Origin of the sequence: Streptomyces spiroverticillatus (assembly GCA_014650415.1) — a bacterium.
GTDB classification, from domain to species: domain Bacteria; phylum Actinomycetota; class Actinomycetes; order Streptomycetales; family Streptomycetaceae; genus Streptomyces; species Streptomyces spiroverticillatus.
Window position 1 is genome coordinate 233609 of sequence record BMUX01000011.1, and the last position, 17800, is coordinate 251408.

The window sequence follows — 17800 nt, forward strand, 5'->3', positions numbered from 1 at the left end:
TGTTCTCTGGTTGCTCGCGCAGTTCCCCGCGCCCCTGACGGGGCGCGGACCGCCACCCCGCACCATTCCGGCACCCGGCCCACCCCCAACACTCCACCCCGGACAAACGACGCCGTCCGTTTCCGCCCCTACCGTGGACCCGTAATCCCACCCCACCTCCACCTCGGAAGGGCCGGACCCCGACATGACTTCCACCCACGCCTTCTGGCTCGCCGGCCGCCAGGCCACCGGTGACGACACCTTCGACGTCACCTCCCCCTGGGACGGCCGCACCGTCGGCACCGTGAGCATTCCGACCGACGCCCAGGTCGAGGAGGCCGTCGCCGCCGCGTACGCCGTGCGCGAGTCCTTCTCCGCCACCCCGGCCCACGTCCGCGCCGCCGCCCTCGTGCACGTCGCCGACCGTCTCGTCGAGCGCACCGAGGAGATCGCCCAGCTGATCTCCGGCGAGAACGGCAAGCCCATCAAGTGGGCCCGCGGCGAGGTCGGCCGCGCGGTGTCCGTGTTCCGGTTCGCCGCCGAGGAGGCCCGGCGCTTCAACGGCGGCGAGGCCCAGCGCCTCGACACCGACGCCGGTGGTGTCGGCCGCCTCGCGCTGACCCGCCGCTTCAACCGGGGTGTCGTCCTCGGCATCGCCCCGTTCAACTTCCCGCTGAACCTGTGCGCACACAAGGTCGCCCCGGCCATCGCCGTCGGCGCGCCGATCATCCTCAAGCCCGCCCCGGCGACCCCGCTGTCGGGTCTGATCCTGGGCGAGCTGCTCGCCGAGACCGACCTGCCCGAGGGCTCCTGGTCGGTACTGCCGGTCGCGAACGACAAGATGCCCGCCCTGGTCCAGGACGAGCGGCTGCCCGTCGTGTCCTTCACGGGCTCCGAGACCGTCGGTTACGCGATCCTCGACTCCGTCCCGCGCAAGCACTGCACCCTGGAGCTGGGCGGCAACGGCGCGGCCGTCGTCCTCGGCGACTTCTCCGACGAGAAGGACCTGGACTGGGCCGCGACCCGCATCGCGACCTTCTCGAACTACCAGGGCGGCCAGTCCTGCATCTCCGTGCAGCGGGTCATCGCGGATGCGTCGGTGTACGACCGGCTCGTGCCGAAGATCGTCGCCGCCGTCGAGGCGCAGGTCACCGGTGACCCGTCCGACGCCGCCACCGACGTCGGCCCGCTGGTCAGCGAGGACGCCGCCAAGCGCGTCGAGTCCTGGGTCGACGAGGCCGTCAAGGCCGGCGCCGAGCTGCTGACCGGCGGCAAGCGCGACGGTGCGAGCTACGCGCCGACCGTCCTCGCCGCCCTCCCCGCCGACACCACCCTCTCCTGCGAGGAGGTCTTCGGACCGGTCCTCTCCGTGCAGAAGGTCAACGGCGAGGCGGAGGCGTTCGAGGCCGTCAACTCCTCCAAGTACGGCCTCCAGGCGGGCCTGTTCACGCACGACATCCAGGCCGCCTTCCGGGGCCACCGCGCCCTGGAGGTCGGTGGCGTGATCGTCGGCGACGTCCCTTCCTACCGCGCCGACCAGATGCCGTACGGCGGCGTCAAGCAGTCCGGCATCGGCCGTGAGGGCGTCCGCTACGCCATGGACGACTACACGTACGAGCGCGTCATGGTCCTGACGGGCATCGACCTGTAAAGAGCGGGCATCGACCTGTAAAGCAGCACCCCGAGGGGAGGCCAGTAGGCTCGTCAGCACCATGACGAGCAGCTCACCGGCCTCCCCTCCGGCATTCCCGGAGCCCTCCGCGCCGCCCCGCCCCCTCGGCCCCAAGGCCGACAAGGACACCGTCCGGCGGCACAACCTCAGCCTCGTGCTGCGTGCCGTGCACGACGAGGGCGAGATCACCCGGGCCCAGGTCGCCGCCCGCGTCGGCCTCACCCGGGCGGCGGTGTCCTCGCTGGTGGAGCAGTTGCTGGAGGGCGGGTTCCTGGCCGAGTCGGGAAAGACCTTCAGCGGGCAGGCCGGGCGGCCCGGCACCGTACTGAAGGTCGCCCGCACCGGTGTCGCCGGGCTCGGCATCGAGATCAACATCGATTACGTCACCGTGTGCGTCGTCGATCTCGGGGGGACCGACCGGGTCCGGCTCACCGAGCATCTCGACAACCGAGACGTCCCGCCCGCCGACGTCCTGCACCGCGCCGCCCGCATCGCCGTACGCGCCACGGAGTCCGCCGCCGAGCAGCAACTCCGCCTTGTCGGCGTGCAGTTGGCGCTCCCCGGGCTCGTCTCCGGCGGCACCGTCCGGCAGGCCCCCAACCTCGGCTGGAACCGTGTCGCCGTCGAAGGGCTCCTCGCCCAGGCCCTCGCCGCCCTCCTGCCCGGCCGCCGCGCCCTGCCCGTCGGCGCCGACAACGAGGCCAACCTCGCCGCCCTCGCCGAACTCTGGTGCGGCGGCCCCGGTGCCCCCCGCTCCTTCCTCTACCTCAGCGGCGAGGTCGGGGTGGGTGGTGCGCTCGTCGTGGAGGGCCAACTCCTGCGCGGTGCGCACGGGTTCGCGGGGGAGATCGGGCACGTCGTGGCCCGCGCCGACGGTCCGCCCTGCCGGTGCGGGGCGCACGGCTGCCTGGAGCAGTACGCGGGCCAGCTCGCCCTCCTCCGCAACGCCGGGATCGACGAGAACGCCGGAGTGTCCGGCGTCGCCCTGCTGGAGCGCCGGGCCGCCGCCGGTGCCCCGGACGCCCTCGCCGCCCTGCACACGGCGGGCGAGCACCTGGGCATCGTTCTGTCCGGCGTGGTCAACATGCTCGACCCCGAGGCCGTCGTCCTGGGCGGCATCTACCGGGGGCTCGCGCCCTGGCTCGCCCCCGTCGTCGAGGACGAGCTCGCGGCCCGGGTCGTCTCCGACCTGTGGGCGGTCGGCTCCGGCCGGCTGCGGGCCTCCTCCCTCGCGGGCGACGCCGCGCGGGGGGCCGCCTCCCTGGTCGTACGGGAAGTGCTGGCCGATCCCGTGGCGTACGCGGAAGCCAGGTAGACGCCGGAAGCGGGCCCGGGGCGCACCTGCGCCCGGGGCCCGCCCGCAAACGTAACTCTCAGGCCTTGACCAGCAGCTTCTCCGTGGAGACCGGCTCGGCGGACTCGTACTCCGCGAGCATCCGCACCCACCCACCGGGCCCCACGGGCGAGAACCCTCACCCGCCCCCGGAAGGGTTCACCGCCGACGCGGAGGGAGACGGGCCCTCGCGCCGGCGGAAGTTCATCCAAAGCCGAGTACGAAACTTCACCGCACCGCGAGCAAGTGCTCCATCGCCAACTGATCCAACCGCTCGAACGCCATCGACCTCTCCGCCGCAGCCGTCACGTCAAAGTCCTCGAACGCACTCCGGTCGGCCAGCAGACCGGCCAGCCCATCCTCCGCCGTCGCCCGCGCCAGCTCATCCAGCCGCGAGTCCCGCAACGCCTGCACCACCGCCGGATCCGCCCGGAACGCCGCCGCCCTCTCCTTGAGGATCAGGTAGTTCCGCATGCAGCCCGCCGCCGACTCCCACACCCCGTCGAACCCGTCCGTCCGCACCGGCTTGAAGTCGAAGTGCCTCGGCCCCTCGTACCCGGCCGTCTCCAGCAGGTCCACCAGCCAGAACGCCTGCCGCAGATCACCGGCCCCGAAGCGGAAGTCCTGGTCGTACTTGATTCCCGTCTGACCGTTCAGATCAATGTGGAAGAGCTTCCCCGCCCACAGCGCCTGCGCGATACCGTGCGGGAAGTTGAGTCCGGCCATCTGCTCGTGGCCGGTCTCGGGGTTCACCCCGACCAGCTCCGGCCGCTCCAGCCGCTCGATGAACGCCAGCGCGTGCCCGATCGTCGGCAGCAGGATGTCGCCGCGCGGCTCGTTCGGCTTGGGCTCGATGGCGAAGCGCAGGTCGTAACCCTTCTCGACCACGTACTCGCCGAGCAGGTCGAAGGCCTCCTTCATCCGGTCCAGCGCAACCCGTACGTCCTTCGCGGCACCGGACTCCGCGCCCTCCCGGCCGCCCCACGCCACATACGTGGTCGCGCCCAGCTCCACCGCCAGATCGATGTTGCGGATCGTCTTGCGCAGCGCGTACCGCCGTACGTCGCGGTCGTTGGCCGTGAACCCGCCGTCCTTGAACACCGGATGCGTGAACAGGTTCGTCGTCGCCATCGGCACCTTCATGCCGGTCTCGTCCAGCGCGGCACGGAAGCGCTTGACGATCGCGTCGCGCTCGGCGTCGGCCGAGCCGAAGGGGATCAGGTCGTCGTCGTGGAAGGTCACGCCGTACGCCCCGAGATCGGCGAGCCGGCGCACTGACTCCACCGGGTCGAGGGCCGGGCGGGTGGCGTCCCCGAACGGGTCGCGGCCCTGCCAGCCGACGGTCCACAGACCGAAGGTGAACTTGTCCTCGGGGGTGGGGGAGTAGCGATCCGTCATGGTCGGCACCTTTGTCCTCGCGGGTACTCGCATTGCGTGTCAGCGGTATTTGTTTGCCGACATGGCAAATACTGCACGAGACGCTCCGGGCTGACTAGACCCCGGATGAACTCCCTTGAATCTGAGGGCTTAGGTCCCGGGCGGGGCGGGTGGCGGCTGCTGTGTCGGGAGCTACGGAATGCTCCACACGCGCATTTGTTCTGTGTACGATCAAAACCCTCCACCCGTCTAACCCTCCACCCGCGTCGACCCTCCACCCGCGTCGACCCCTGCACCCGCGTCGACCCCTCCGCCCCCGCCGAACCCCGAAGAGAGCGAACCGTCCGATGACCCCCAGCCCCCGTACCCCCGTCGTCATCGGCGTGGACAGCTCCACCCAGTCCACCAAGGCCGCCGTCGTCGACCCCGCCACCGGCCGCATCCTCGGCCTCGGCCGCGCCCCGCACACCGTCACCGGCACGGACGGCGCCCGCGAGAGCGACCCCGAGCAGTGGTGGCAGGCCCTCGCCGACGCGGTGGGGGAGGGGCTCGCGGCGGCAGGGGTGCGGGCGGACGACGTCACCGGCATCGCCGTCGCGGGCCAGCAGCACGGCCTCGTCGCCCTCGACGCGGCCGGCCGCCCGCTGCGCCCCGCCGCCCTGTGGAACGACACCCGCTCCGCTCCGCAGGCCGCCGCCCTCGCCGCGAAGCAGGGCGGCGGCTGGTGGCTGGAGCGCACCGGATCACTCCCGGTCGCCTCGATCACCGCCACCACCTGGCAGTGGCTGCGCGAGACCGACCCGCGCACCGCCGACGCGGCCGCCGCCCTGCGCCTCCCGCACGACTGCCTCACCGAGCGCCTCGCGGGCGTGGCCGCCACGGACCCCGGCGACGCGTCGGGCACCGGCTGGTACTCCACGGCCACCGGTGGGTACGACCCGGAGATCCTCGAACTCCTCGGCATCCGGCCGGAGTTGCTCCCCGCGGTCGCCCCCACCGGCGGCACCCGCATCGGCGGCCTCACCGCCGCCGCAGCCGCCCATCTGGACCTGCCCGCCGGAATCCCGGTGGCCGCCGGAACCGGCGACAACATGGCGGCGGCCGTCGGCCTCGGGCTCGGCGGCGCGGGCCTGCTCGACCACCCGGTCGTCTCCCTCGGCACCTCCGGCACGGTCTTCGCCGCCACCCGGGCCCGCCCCACCAGCCCCGGCATCAACGGCTTCGCCGCGACCGACGGCACCTACCTCCCCCTCGGCTGCACCCTCAACTGCACCCTCGCCGTGGACAAGATCGCCGAACTCCTGCGCCTGGACCGCGAGGACGCCGCCCCCGGCGGCCGCGCCGTCCTCCTCCCGTACCTCGACGGCGAACGCACCCCGGACCTGCCGACCGCCTCCGGCCTCCTCGCGGGCCTGCGGCACGCGACGACTCCGCAGCAGATCCTCGGTGCGGCGTACGAGGGCGCCGCCTTCACGGTGCTGCGCGCCCTCGACGAACTCCTCGCCGCGTGCGGCGCCGACCCGTACGCCCCGGGCGTCGCGGACCGTCCCCTGCGCCTGATCGGCGGCGGGGCGAAGGGCCGCACCTGGGTCGACACGGTCCGCCGCCTGTCCGGGCGTCCCGTACTCCTTCCCGCCGCAACGGAGTTGGTCGCCCTCGGCGCGGCGGCGCTCGCCCACGGCGCGGCGACGGACACGGACCCGGTCGCGGCAGCCGCCTCCTGGAACGCGGGCGCGGTACGGGAACTCCCTCCCGCGGAGCGCGACCTGGAGGCCTGGGCCCGCATCGAGGACGTCCTCCAGCAGGCCTCCTCGAACTGGCTCGCCTGACCCAGCCCCCTTGGGCGGTGGCCCCCCCGGGGGCGGGCACGGGAAGCGTCGGCCCGCCGGGCCAAAGGGTCCCCAGCCCCGCCCCTTCACCTAGACCCGCGGGGCAATTGCACGGCTCCGTGCAGGTGCGTCGTGGTTGCTCGCGCAGTTCCCCGCGCCCCTGATGGGGCGCGACCGAGCCGCCCGGCACCGGCACGTTCCGCCCCCGCCCCCGCCCGAGCCCTGGTGGCAATGGGCGCAATGAGGTAGATACGAGTGGGTAGAACCGGTCGGTAGCCGTACGCGGCAGCTCGCGGCGATACGGCACCCGCCGGGTCCTTGATCCCGACGCGCGGCGAGGTGAGCCTCATGTCCGCACCACACGCAAACCGGCCCCCCAAAGTCACCGGCCCCAAAGTTTCAGAACGCGAGGCCCGGCAGGTCGCCGAGGCCGCCCGCGAGCAGGACTGGCGCAAACCCAGCTTCGCCAAGGAGCTCTTCCTCGGCCGCTTCCGCCTGGACCTCATCCACCCGCACCCCATGCCCCCGCCCGAGGATGCCGCCCGCGGCGAGGAGTTCCTCGCCAAGCTGAAGGTCTTCTGCGAGACCGGGATCGACAGCGCCCGCATCGAGCGCGAGGCCCGCATCCCCGACGAGACGATCAACGGGCTGAAGGAGCTCGGCGCGCTCGGCATGAAGATCGACCGGAAGTACGGGGGCCTGGGGCTGACCCAGGTCTACTACAACAAGGCGCTCGCGCTGGTCGGTTCGGCCAACCCCGCCCTCGGCGCCCTCCTCTCCGCGCACCAGTCCATCGGCGTACCGCAGCCGCTGAAGCTGTTCGGCACCCAGGAGCAGAAGGACGCCTTCCTGCCGCGCCTGGCCCGTACCGACATCTCCGCCTTCCTGCTCACCGAGCCCGACGTCGGCTCCGACCCCGCCCGCCTCGCCACCACCGCCGTGCCGGAAGGGGACTCCTACGTCCTCGACGGCGTGAAGCTCTGGACCACCAACGGCGTTGTCGCCGACCTCCTCGTCGTCATGGCCCGCGTGCCGAAGACGGAGACCACCAAGGGCGGCATCACCGCCTTCGTCGTCGAGGCCGACTCACCCGGCGTCACCGTCGAGCACCGCAACGCCTTCATGGGCCTGCGCGGCCTGGAGAACGGCGTCACCCGCTTCCACCAGGTCCGCGTCCCGGCCGCCAACCGGATCGGGCCGGAGGGGGCCGGGCTGAAGATCGCCCTCACCACCCTCAACACCGGACGGCTCTCCCTGCCCGCCATGTGCGTCGGCGCCGGCAAATGGTGCCTGAAGATCGCCCGCGAGTGGTCCGCGGTGCGTGAGCAGTGGGGCAAGCCCGTCGCCCACCACGAGGCCGTCGGCGGCAAGATCTCCTTCATCGCCGCCACCACCTTCGCCCTCGAAGCCGTACTCGACCTGTCCTCGCAGATGGCGGACGAGGACCGCAACGACATCCGGATCGAGGCCGCGCTCGCGAAGCTGTACGGGTCGGAGATGGCCTGGCTCATGGCCGACGAGCTGGTCCAGATCCGGGGCGGACGCGGCTTCGAGACCGCCGATTCGCTCGCCGCGCGCGGCGAGCGGGCCGTCCCCGCCGAACAGGTCCTGCGGGACCTGCGGATCAACCGCATCTTCGAGGGGTCGACGGAGATCATGCATCTGCTGATCGCCCGCGAGGCCGTCGACGCCCACCTCAAGGTCGCGGGGGATCTCATCGACCCCGACAAGACCCTCTCCGACAAGGCGCGGGCGGGCGCGCAGGCGACCGGCTTCTACGCCCGCTGGCTGCCCAAGCTCGTCGCCGGACCCGGTCAACTCCCGCGCAGCTTCAGCGAGTTCCACCCGGACGGCCACCCCGACCTCTCCGGCCACCTCCGCTACGTCGAGCGCACCGCCCGCAAGCTCGCCCGCTCCACCTTCTACGCCATGTCCCGCTGGCAGGGCCGCATGGAGACCAAGCAGGGCTTCCTCGGACGGATCGTCGACATCGGGGCCGAGCTGTTCGCGATGAGCGCCGCCTGCGTACGCGCCGAACTCCTGCGCACCACCGAGGACTACGGCCGCGAGGCCTACCAACTCGCCGACATCTTCTGCCGCCAGTCCCGCATCCGGACCGAAGAACTCCTCGACCGCCTCTGGACCAACACCGACGACCTCGACCGCAAGGTCGTCCAAGGCGTCCTCTCCGGCACCTACACCTGGCTGGAACAGGGCATCGTCGACCCCAGCGGCGACGGCCCCTGGATCGCCGACGCCACCCCCGGCCCCGCCAAGGAGGACAACGTCCACCGCCCCATCCGCTGACCGGAACGGATGACACCGCCGCTTCCCGTGCCCCACGATGTCCCTATGAACCAGGGGTACGGGAAGTACGGCACGCACGCACCGATACGCGCGATCCTGGCGGTGCTCACCTGCACCGCCGCACTCGCGGCCTGCGGGGGCCCCGCCGACCCCGCCGCCCGCACCGACGCCAAGCCCTCCGCCGCGCCGAAGCCCCTGGCCCAGCCCGCGCTCGCCGCTCGCTCGCTCGCCCCCGGCGCGGAGGCCGGACCGTACCGTACGGGCGAATACACCGTCTCCGGCGGCCCGTTGAGCGACGCCTACACCGCGAAGCCGCCCGCCTGCCAGTCCCTCGTCTCGCTCCGGAGCGCCCGCGGCGGGCCCGTCGCCCAGGTGCACCGCAGGCTCACCGACCCGAAGCACCTTCAGGGAGCCGACGTCGCCGTGCAGTTGCGTTCGTACGGCAAGGGACGTGCGGCGGCGGTGATGGGCGAGCTGCGCACCGCCGGGAAGGCGTGCGCCGGTGGGTTCACCGAGGTGCGGGGGAGCGGTACGGGGACGTACACCTCCGTCGCGAAGGCCGTCGCCCCGGCCGGGGCCGGCGACGAGGCCGTGGCGTACCGGCTCGGCCTGAAGGACGGGCCCGGCCGGAGCGCCTCGTACGAGTACCTGACCGTGGTGCGGTACGGGGCGACCCTGGTCTCCTTCCGGGCCGAGAACCTCGACGGCAAGGACCTCGGCGGCGTACCGAAGGAGATCGTGGACGCGCAGACGGAGAAATTCAGCAGTCCCGGGAAGTGAATTCCGCACCGATCGATGAATCAGGTCCCACGGAATTCATCGAGTCCCACCCGTCAGAACTCTCCTTGCGGCAAACGCACTCTCCGCTGAAACTGGGCCGTCGGGGACAGGGGGATTTCCGATGCCGAAATTCGGTCTGGGACAGCTCACCCACCGCATCATGCGCGCCGGAGAGGGCCGCATGCTGCGCAGGCTCGAAAAGATCGTCGCACAGGTCAATCTCTTCGACGCGGAGTTCCGGGAACTCACCGACCCGGAACTCCAGGCCCTCACCGGGGAATTCCGCCGACGGCACGCCGAGGGGGAAACTCTGGACGACCTCCTCCCGGAAGCCTTCGCCGCCATGCGCGAAGCCGCCGCCCGCACCCTCGGCATGCGCCACTTCGACGTACAGATCATGGGCGGCGCCGCCCTCCATCTCCAGTGCGTCGCCGAAATGCGCACCGGCGAGGGCAAGACCCTCGTCGCCACCCTCCCGCTCTACCTCAACGGCCTCACCGGCAAGGGCGCCCACCTGGTCACCGTCAACGACTACCTCGCCGAGCGCGACGCCACCTGGATGGGCGCCGCGTACCGCTTCATGGGGCTCACCGTCGGCGTCATCAAGGCCGACATGACCCCCGCCGACCGCCGCGCCGCGTACGCCTGCGACATCACCTACGGCACCAACACCGAGTTCGGCTTCGACTACCTGCGCGACAACATGGCCTGGAGCCTGGAGGAACTCGTCCAGCGCGGGCACCACTTCGCCGTCGTCGACGAGGCCGACTCGATCCTGGTCGACGAGGCCCGCACCCCGCTGATCATCTCCGGACCCGCCGACCAGCCCACCCAGTGGTACGGCGCCTTCGTGAGGTTCGCCGCCGCGATGAACGGCGTGCTCATCCAGGAGGAGCGGTTCACCTCCCCGCTCCAGAAGGACGAACTCGCCGAGATCCGCGCCCGCCACCACTACGAGTACGACCCCAAGAAACGCACCGTCGCCATTCTCGAATCCGGCGTCGAATACCTGGAGGACCAGCTCGGCATCGACAACTTCTACGACTCCGTGCACACCCCCCTCATCGGTCACCTCAACAACGCCCTCAAGGCGAAGGAACTCTTCAAGAAGGACAAGGACTACGTCGTCATGGACGGCGAGGTGCTGATCGTCGACGAGCACACCGGGCGGCTGCTTTCCGGGAGGCGTTACAACGACGGCCTGCACCAGGCCATCGAGGCCAAGGAGAACGTCGAGATCAAGAACGAGAACCAGACCCTCGCCACCGTCACCCTCCAGAACTTCTTCCGCCTGTACGGAAAAGGGCTCTCCGGGATGACCGGCACCGCCATGACGGAAGCCGCCGAGTTCCACCAGATCTACTCGCTCCAGGTCGTCCCCGTCCCCACCAACCGGCCCATGGTCCGCCGCGACGAACCCGACCTCGTGTACCGCACCGAGGACGCCAAGTTCGAGGCCGTCGTCACCGACATCGCCGAGCGGTACGCGGCCGGGCAGCCCGTCCTCGTCGGCACCGTCTCCGTGGAGAAGTCCGAGCACCTCTCCCGCCTGCTGCGCCGCCGGGGCATCCCGCACGAGGTCCTCAACGCCCGCAACCACCGCCGCGAGGCCGAGATCGTCGCCCGTGCGGGCCGCCGGGGCGCGGTCACCGTCGCCACCAACATGGCCGGCCGCGGCACCGACATCATGCTGGGCGGCGGCGAACTCCCCGAGGCGGACACCGAGGCCGAAGAGCCACCGGCCGATCCGGTCCCGTACGACCGCGAGGCCGAGGCCGAAGAGGTCAAGGAACTCGGCGGCCTCTACGTGCTGGGCACCGAACGCCACGAGTCCCGCCGCATCGACAACCAGCTCCGCGGCCGGGCCGGCCGCCAGGGCGACCCCGGCGCCTCCCGCTTCTACCTCTCCCTCGAAGACAGCCTGATGCTGCTCTTCCGCGCCCAGGCCGTCGACCGCGTCATGACCATGGCCAACCTCCCCGACGCCGTACCCATCGAGAACAAGCTGGTCACCCGGGCCGTCGCGTCCGCCCAGTCGCAACTGGAGCGGCAGAACTTCGAGGCGCGCAAGGACCTCCTGAAGTACGACGAGGTCATGGACCGCCAGCGCAAGCTCGTCTACGCCGAGCGCCGCCGGGTCCTGGAGGGCGAGGACCTCCAGAGCCAGATCGGCCACTTCATGGACGACACCACCGACGCGTACGTCGCCGCCGAGACCGCCGAGGGCTACCCCGAGGACTGGGACCTCGACCGCCTGTGGCGGGCCCTGCGCGAGCTGTACCCCGTCACCCTCGACCTCGACAAGGTCCGCGCCGACCACGACCTCACCCCCGAGACCCTCGCCGACCTGGTCCGCGCCGACATCCACGACCGGTACGCCGCCCGCGAGACGGAGCTCGGCCCCGACGCCCTGCGCGAGCTCGAACGCCGGGTGCTGCTCTCCGTACTCGACCGCAAATGGCGCGAGCACCTCTACGAGATGGACTACCTGCGCGAAGGCATCGGGCTGCGCAGCATGCTCGGCCGCGAACCCGTCTTCGAGTACCAGCGCGACGGTTTCGACATGTTCACCGCCATGATGGAGGCCATCAAGGAGGAGACCGTCGGCTTCCTCTTCCACCTCAAGGTCGACGTCACCGAGGCGCCCGCCGACCTCGCCCCGCCGCCCGACGGGGGACTGCGCTTCAGCGCCCCCACCATGGACACCGAGGACGGCGTCGTCACCCGCGACGAGGAGCGCCGGCGCGAGGACCGCCGTGACCGATAACCGCCGCCGCACGGGCCGATGAGGGGCGCGCTGTCCACCGCCGACCGCGCGCGGGCCACAATGGGGGGATGACCGACAGTCCAGCCCCCCTCGCCGACCCGCACCTCCGCTACGGAGCCGTGACCGAAGGGCCGCGCGACGTCGTCGTCCTCGGTTCCACCGGGTCGATCGGCACGCAGGCCATCGACCTCGTGCTGCGCAACCCCGACCGCTTCCGGATCACCGCGCTCTCCGCGGCCGGATCGCAGGTCGACCTGCTCGCCGACCAGGCGCGCCAGCTGCAGGTGCGTACGGTCGCGGTCGCCCGCGAGGAGGCCGTCCCCGCGCTGCGCGAGGCGCTGTCCGCCCGGTACGGGACGGACCCGCTGCCCGAGATCCTCGCCGGACCCGACGCCGCCACCGAGCTCGCGGCCTCCGGCTGCCACACCGTCCTCAACGGCATCACGGGCTCCATCGGTCTCGCGCCCACCCTCGCCGCCCTGAAGGCGGGCCGCACCCTGGCCCTCGCCAACAAGGAATCCCTCATCGTCGGCGGCCCCCTGGTCAAGGAGCTCGCGAAGCCCGGCCAGATCATCCCGGTCGACTCCGAGCACGCCGCGCTCTTCCAGGCGCTCGCCGGCGGCACCCGCGCCGACGTCCGCAAGCTCGTCGTCACCGCCTCCGGCGGCCCCTTCCGAGGACGTACCAAGGCGGAACTGGCGCACGTCACCCGCGAGGACGCACTCGCCCACCCCACCTGGGCGATGGGCCCGGTCATCACCGTCAACTCCGCGACCCTCGTCAACAAGGGCCTGGAAGTCATCGAGGCGCACCTCCTCTACGACATCCCCTTCGACCGCATCGAGGTCGTCGTCCACCCCCAGTCGTACGTGCACTCCATGGTCGAGTTCACCGACGGCTCCACGCTCGCCCAGGCCACCCCGCCCGACATGCGCGGCCCCATCGCGATCGGCATCGGCTGGCCCGAACGGGTGCCGGACGCCGCCCCCGCCTTCGACTGGTCCAAGGCCTCCACCTGGGAGTTCTTCCCCCTGGACACCGAGGCCTTCCCCTCGGTGGGACTCGCCCGTCACGTCGGAACGCTCGCGGGCACGGCCCCGGCGGTGTTCAATGCCGCGAACGAGGAATGCGTCGACGCGTTCCTCGCGGGACGGCTGCCCTTCACAGGAATCGTGGATACGGTCGCGGAAGTGGTCGCGGAACACGGCACCCCGGCATCGGGAACTTCCCTGACCGTCGCGGACGTCCTGGAAGCAGAGTCCTGGGCACGGGCCCGCGCCCGTGAACTGGCAGACGCCCACGTACGGGCACAGAAGAAGGCAACGGCGGAGGCTCGCGCATGACGCAAATCCTGTTGACGGTCCTCGGGATAGTCATCTTCTTCGTCGGGCTGCTCGTCTCGATCGCCCTGCACGAGCTCGGCCACCTCTCCTTCGCCAAGCTCTTCCGCATCCGCGTCCCCCAGTACATGGTCGGCTTCGGCCCCACCATCTGGTCGCGGCACAAGGGCGAGACCGAGTACGGCATCAAGGCCATCCCGCTCGGCGGCTACATCCGCATGATCGGCATGTTCCCGCCCGGCGCCGACGGCCGGATCGAGGCCCGCTCCACCTCGCCGTGGCGCGGCATGATCGAGGACGCCCGTTCGGCGGCGTACGAGGAACTGAAGCCCGGCGACGAGGAGCGGCTCTTCTACACGCGCAAGCCGTGGAAGCGCTTCGTGGTGATGTTCGCCGGTCCCTTCATGAACCTGGTCATCGCCTTCGTGCTCTTCCTCGGCGTGTTCATGACGATCGGGCTGAACAAGCAGACCACCACTGTCGACAACGTCGTCCCCTGCGTCGTCTCGCAGAGCGAGAACCGTGACTGCCGGGCGAGCGACCAGCCGTCGCCCGCCAAGGCGGCCGGACTCCAGAAGGGCGACAAGATCGTCGCCTACCAGGGGCAGCCGATCAGCGACTGGGCCACGCTCTCCGACCGCATCCGCGCCTCCCGCGGCAAGGTCAGCATCACCGTCGAGCGCGCCGGACAGCAGAAGGTCCTCACCACCACGGTCGGCACCAACAAGGTCCTCAAGAAGGACGCCGACGGCAACCCCGTCAAGGGCGAGTACGTCGACGCCGGCTACCTGGGCTTCGGCCCCGGCGTCGCCGTCACCCCGCTCACCCTCGGCGAGTCCGTCGACCAGATGGGCACCATGTTCCAGTCCGGCGTGGACTCCCTGATCGCGCTGCCCTCCAAGGTCCCCGACCTGTGGAACGCGGCGTTCAACGGCGAGGAGCGCAAGGCGGACTCGCCCATGGGCGTGGTCGGCGCCGCCCGGGTCGGCGGCGAGATCCTCGGCATGGGCCTGCCGATGGAGAACACCGTCGCGATGATGGTGTTCCTGGTCGCGGGCTTCAACCTGTCCCTCTTCCTCTTCAACATGCTCCCGCTGCTCCCGCTCGACGGCGGCCACATGATCGGCGCCCTCTGGGAGTCCCTGCGCCGCAACCTGGCCAAGGTCTTCAAGCGGCCCGACCCCGGCCCCTTCGACGTGGCCCGGCTGATGCCGGTCGCCTACGTCGTCGCGGGCATCTTCATCTGCTTCACCGTGCTGGTCCTGATCGCCGACGTGGTCAACCCCGTCCGCATCTCCTAGCACTACGCACACCACCGGTCACCGGCATCCCTTCGGGGGTGCCGGTTTCTGGTCTCCATTGAGTGGATTTGTCGACGTGGTGTACTCCGGTCTTCCCAGGTGACGTACGCTCGAAGGCCGGAGCCCGCCGATTGCCCGGGACCTAGATCCACACTTGGGGTTGCACAGCAGATGACTGCAATTTCTCTCGGAATGCCCGCCGTTCCGACGAAGCTCGCCGACCGGAGGATCAGCCGGAAGATCCAGGTCGGCACCGTGGCGGTCGGCGGAGACGCACCCGTGTCGGTGCAGTCGATGACCACCACGCGTACGTCCGACATCGGCGCGACGCTCCAGCAGATCGCCGAACTCACCGCATCGGGCTGCCAGATCGTCCGCGTCGCCTGCCCGACCCAGGACGACGCCGACGCTCTCGCCACGATCGCGAAGAAGTCGCAGATCCCCGTGATCGCCGACATCCACTTCCAGCCGAAGTACGTCTTCGCCGCGATCGACGCGGGCTGCGCCGCCGTCCGCGTCAACCCGGGCAACATCAAGCAGTTCGACGACAAGGTCAAGGAGATCGCGCACGCCGCGCGCGACACCGGCACCCCCATCCGCATCGGCGTCAACGCCGGCTCCCTCGACGCCCGCCTGCTGAAGAAGTACGGCAAGGCCACCCCGGAGGCGCTCGTCGAGTCCGCCCTCTGGGAAGCCTCCCTCTTCGAGGAGCACGGCTTCGGCGACATCAAGATCTCGGTCAAGCACAACGACCCGGTCGTCATGGTCAACGCCTACCGCCAGCTCGCCGCCCAGTGCGACTACCCGCTGCACCTCGGCGTCACCGAGGCCGGTCCCGCCTTCCAGGGCACCATCAAGTCCGCCGTCGCCTTCGGCGCGCTGCTCTCCGAGGGCATCGGCGACACCATCCGGGTCTCGCTCTCCGCCCCGCCGGTCGAGGAGATCAAGGTCGGCATCCAGATCCTGGAGTCCCTCAACCTCCGCCAGCGCCGCCTGGAGATCGTCTCCTGCCCGTCCTGCGGCCGCGCCCAGGTCGACGTGTACAAGCTCGCCGAGGAGGTCACCGCCGGCCTCGAAGGCATGGAGGTCCCGCTGCGCGTCGCCGTCATGGGCTGTGTCGTCAACGGCCCCGGCGAGGCCCGCGAGGCCGACCTCGGCGTCGCCTCCGGCAACGGCAAGGGCCAGATCTTCGTGAAGGGCGAGGTCATCAAGACCGTCCCGGAGTCGAAGATCGTGGAGACCCTCATCGAGGAAGCCATGAAGATCGCCGAACAGATGGAGAAGGACGGCGTCCCCTCCGGCGAACCGACGGTCGCCATCGGCAAGTAAAACCCCCGGCATCACGAAGCCCCGCCCTCCCACCCTCGGGAGAGCGGGGCTTCCCCGTTCCGCCCGCCCCCCTTGGGCTGCGCCCCTGCTCCCCTCGCCCCCCTTGGGCTGCGCCCCTGCTCCCCTCGCCCCCTTGGGCGGCGGGGCCGCCCCCCGGGGGCGGAACGGGCGGGCAAGGGGGCGGCCCACCCGATCCGGGCCCACCCCGGTTCCGCCCCTGCCCGCACCCCCGACACCGGCCAGCCCCACCCGCCCCCGCCCCCCCGGATCCAGCCGACCCTGGCAGATCAACCGAGGAACGGTACAGTGCGGAGATCAGCAATCCGCACCGTGAGGCCCCCACGTGTTGACGACGACCACCTGCCGCGTCCTCGCCCCCGGCGACCTGGCCGAGGCACTCGCCCTCCTGGAGAGCGAGCCCGTCAACAACGCCTTCGTGACCTCCCGCGTCCAGGTCGCCGGCCTCGACCCCTGGCGCCTCGGCGGCGAGATGTGGGGCTACTACGAGGGCGGACACCTCCGCAGCCTCTGCTACTCCGGCGCCAACCTCGTCCCCATCTGCGCCACCCCCGAAGCCGTCCGCGCCTTCGCCGAGCGCGCCCGCCGCACCGGCCGCCGCTGCTCCTCCATCGTCGGCCCCGCCGAGTCCACGGGCCTCCTGTGGCGGCTCCTGGAACCCAGCTGGGGCCCCGCCCGCGAGGTCCGCGCCCACCAGCCCCTGATGGTCACCGAGCAGCTCCCGCCCGACATCGAGCCCGACCCCCTCGTCCGCCGCATCCGCAAGGACGAGATGGAAACGATCATGCCCGCCTGCGTGGCCATGTTCACCGAAGAGGTCGGTGTCTCCCCGATGGCGGGCGACGGCGGCCTCCTCTACCAGGCCAGGGTCGCCGAACTGGTCGGCGCGGGCCGCTCCTTCGCCCGCCTGGACGAGGACGGCAGGGTCGTCTTCAAGGCCGAGATCGGCGCCGCCACCCCCACCGCCTGCCAGATCCAGGGCGTCTGGGTCGCCCCCGAACACCGTGGCAAGGGCCTCTCCGTCACCGGCATGACCGCCGTCCTGCGCTACGCCCTCGCGGACGTGGCCCCGGTCGTCTCGCTCTACGTCAACGACTTCAACACCCCCGCCCGCGCCTCGTACCGCCGTGTCGGCTTCCGTGAGGTCGGCGCTTTTACAAGCGTTCTCTTCTGACCCCTGGCGGCTAGTGTTCGCGCATGACGGACGAAGCAGCCATCGGCCCCCTCGACCTCGCGGAGCACGTCGACGAGGCGCTCGCCGTGCAGGCGCTCGCCTTCGGCCTCAGTGCGGACGAGGTCGGCGTACGACGTCACATCGTGCTCCGGCACATGACCAGCCCCGGCGCGCGCGCCCTGGGCGCCACCACACCGGACGGCCGCCTCGTCGGCTTCGTGTACGGGATGCCCAACGACCGTACGCACTGGTGGTCCACCATCGTCGAGCCCTACCTGCGCCGCTACGGACGCGACGGCTGGCTCGACGACTCCTTCGTCATCACCGAACTCCACGTCCACCCCGACTACCAGGCCCGGGGCATCGGCCGCACCCTGATCACGACCATCACCGACGGGGCCGCCGAACCCCGGTCGATCCTGTCGGCGATCGACATCGAGAGCCCGGCCCGGGCGCTGTACCGCTCCCTGGGGTACGCGGACCTGGCCGAGCAGGTCCTCTTCCCGAGCGCCCCGCGCGCGTACGCGGTGATGGGGGCGCCGCTGCCACTGCGGCGGTAACCGATTTCCGCCCGCCCCCACCCCCCGGCTAACC

Annotated in this window: 12 protein-coding genes; 11 read left to right on the forward strand and 1 reads right to left on the reverse strand. The window is 71.2% G+C overall.

The features are described 5' to 3' along the window. Window positions 1–184: 184 nt before the first annotated feature. Window positions 185–1630 (forward strand): aldehyde dehydrogenase family protein, encoded by a 1446-nt coding sequence (locus IE269_RS27725; protein WP_189825890.1) that lies wholly within the window; start codon window positions 185–187, stop codon window positions 1628–1630. Window positions 1631–1691: 61 nt separating this feature from the next. After that, on the forward strand, window positions 1692–2966 hold the full coding sequence (locus IE269_RS27730; protein ID WP_189825891.1) for an ROK family transcriptional regulator: 1275 nt from the start codon (window positions 1692–1694) through the stop codon (window positions 2964–2966). Window positions 2967–3212: 246 nt separating this feature from the next. Here IE269_RS27730 and xylA read toward each other — a convergent pair whose 3' ends face one another. After that, the gene (gene xylA / locus IE269_RS27735; protein ID WP_189825892.1) at window positions 3213–4382 is read right to left on the reverse strand and encodes a xylose isomerase; all 1170 of its coding nucleotides are present in this window, start codon (window positions 4380–4382) and stop codon (window positions 3213–3215) included. 326 nt (window positions 4383–4708) lie between these two features. Here xylA and xylB point away from each other — a divergent pair, with 326 nt between their 5' ends. From xylB to IE269_RS27780, 9 genes are all read left to right on the forward strand, one after another. Beyond that, complete coding sequence (gene xylB / locus IE269_RS27740; RefSeq protein WP_189825893.1) at window positions 4709–6190, forward strand: xylulokinase; 1482 nt, start codon at window positions 4709–4711, stop codon at window positions 6188–6190. A gap of 348 nt (window positions 6191–6538) precedes the next feature. Then, on the forward strand, window positions 6539–8497 hold the full coding sequence (locus IE269_RS27745) for an acyl-CoA dehydrogenase family protein (RefSeq protein WP_189825894.1): 1959 nt from the start codon (window positions 6539–6541) through the stop codon (window positions 8495–8497). Window positions 8498–8542: 45 nt separating this feature from the next. Next, window positions 8543–9277 carry a hypothetical protein gene (locus IE269_RS27750; RefSeq protein ID WP_189825895.1) on the forward strand — a complete coding sequence of 245 codons (735 nt, stop codon included), beginning with the start codon at window positions 8543–8545 and terminating at the stop codon, window positions 9275–9277. A 121-nt stretch (window positions 9278–9398) separates the two neighbouring features. Beyond that, entirely contained in the window at window positions 9399–12044 is a 2646-nt protein-coding gene (gene secA / locus IE269_RS27755; RefSeq protein ID WP_189825896.1) for a preprotein translocase subunit SecA, read from the forward strand. Between the two features lie 68 nt (window positions 12045–12112). Then, the gene (dxr, locus tag IE269_RS27760) at window positions 12113–13387 is read left to right on the forward strand and encodes a 1-deoxy-D-xylulose-5-phosphate reductoisomerase (RefSeq protein WP_189825897.1); all 1275 of its coding nucleotides are present in this window, start codon (window positions 12113–12115) and stop codon (window positions 13385–13387) included. After that, window positions 13384–14685 (forward strand): M50 family metallopeptidase, encoded by a 1302-nt coding sequence (locus IE269_RS27765; protein WP_189825898.1) that lies wholly within the window; start codon window positions 13384–13386, stop codon window positions 14683–14685. The genes dxr and IE269_RS27765 overlap by 4 nt, the downstream gene beginning before the upstream one ends. 171 nt (window positions 14686–14856) lie before the next feature. After that, window positions 14857–16014: a flavodoxin-dependent (E)-4-hydroxy-3-methylbut-2-enyl-diphosphate synthase gene (gene ispG / locus IE269_RS27770; RefSeq protein WP_189825899.1), complete on the forward strand. Its 1158-nt coding sequence runs from the start codon at window positions 14857–14859 to the stop codon at window positions 16012–16014. Between the two features lie 343 nt (window positions 16015–16357). After that, window positions 16358–17206: a GNAT family N-acetyltransferase gene (locus IE269_RS27775; RefSeq protein WP_189825900.1), complete on the forward strand. Its 849-nt coding sequence runs from the start codon at window positions 16358–16360 to the stop codon at window positions 17204–17206. Between the two features lie 23 nt (window positions 17207–17229). Continuing rightward, window positions 17230–17766, forward strand: coding sequence for a GNAT family N-acetyltransferase (locus IE269_RS27780; protein WP_189825901.1), 537 nt, complete (start codon window positions 17230–17232; stop codon window positions 17764–17766). Window positions 17767–17800 lie beyond the last annotated feature (34 nt).

Coding starts and splice junctions, on each gene's coding strand:
- secA (WP_189825896.1), top strand. CDS start 9,399: ATGCCGAAATTCGGTCTGGGACAGCTCACCCACCGCATCATGCGCGCC.
- dxr (WP_189825897.1), top strand. CDS start 12,113: ATGACCGACAGTCCAGCCCCCCTCGCCGACCCGCACCTCCGCTACGGA.
- IE269_RS27780 (WP_189825901.1), top strand. CDS start 17,230: ATGACGGACGAAGCAGCCATCGGCCCCCTCGACCTCGCGGAGCACGTC.
- ispG (WP_189825899.1), top strand. CDS start 14,857: ATGACTGCAATTTCTCTCGGAATGCCCGCCGTTCCGACGAAGCTCGCC.
- IE269_RS27750 (WP_189825895.1), top strand. CDS start 8,543: ATGAACCAGGGGTACGGGAAGTACGGCACGCACGCACCGATACGCGCG.
- xylA (WP_189825892.1), bottom strand. CDS start 4,382: ATGACGGATCGCTACTCCCCCACCCCCGAGGACAAGTTCACCTTCGGT.
- IE269_RS27745 (WP_189825894.1), top strand. CDS start 6,539: ATGTCCGCACCACACGCAAACCGGCCCCCCAAAGTCACCGGCCCCAAA.
- IE269_RS27730 (WP_189825891.1), top strand. CDS start 1,692: ATGACGAGCAGCTCACCGGCCTCCCCTCCGGCATTCCCGGAGCCCTCC.
- IE269_RS27765 (WP_189825898.1), top strand. CDS start 13,384: ATGACGCAAATCCTGTTGACGGTCCTCGGGATAGTCATCTTCTTCGTC.
- IE269_RS27725 (WP_189825890.1), top strand. CDS start 185: ATGACTTCCACCCACGCCTTCTGGCTCGCCGGCCGCCAGGCCACCGGT.
- xylB (WP_189825893.1), top strand. CDS start 4,709: ATGACCCCCAGCCCCCGTACCCCCGTCGTCATCGGCGTGGACAGCTCC.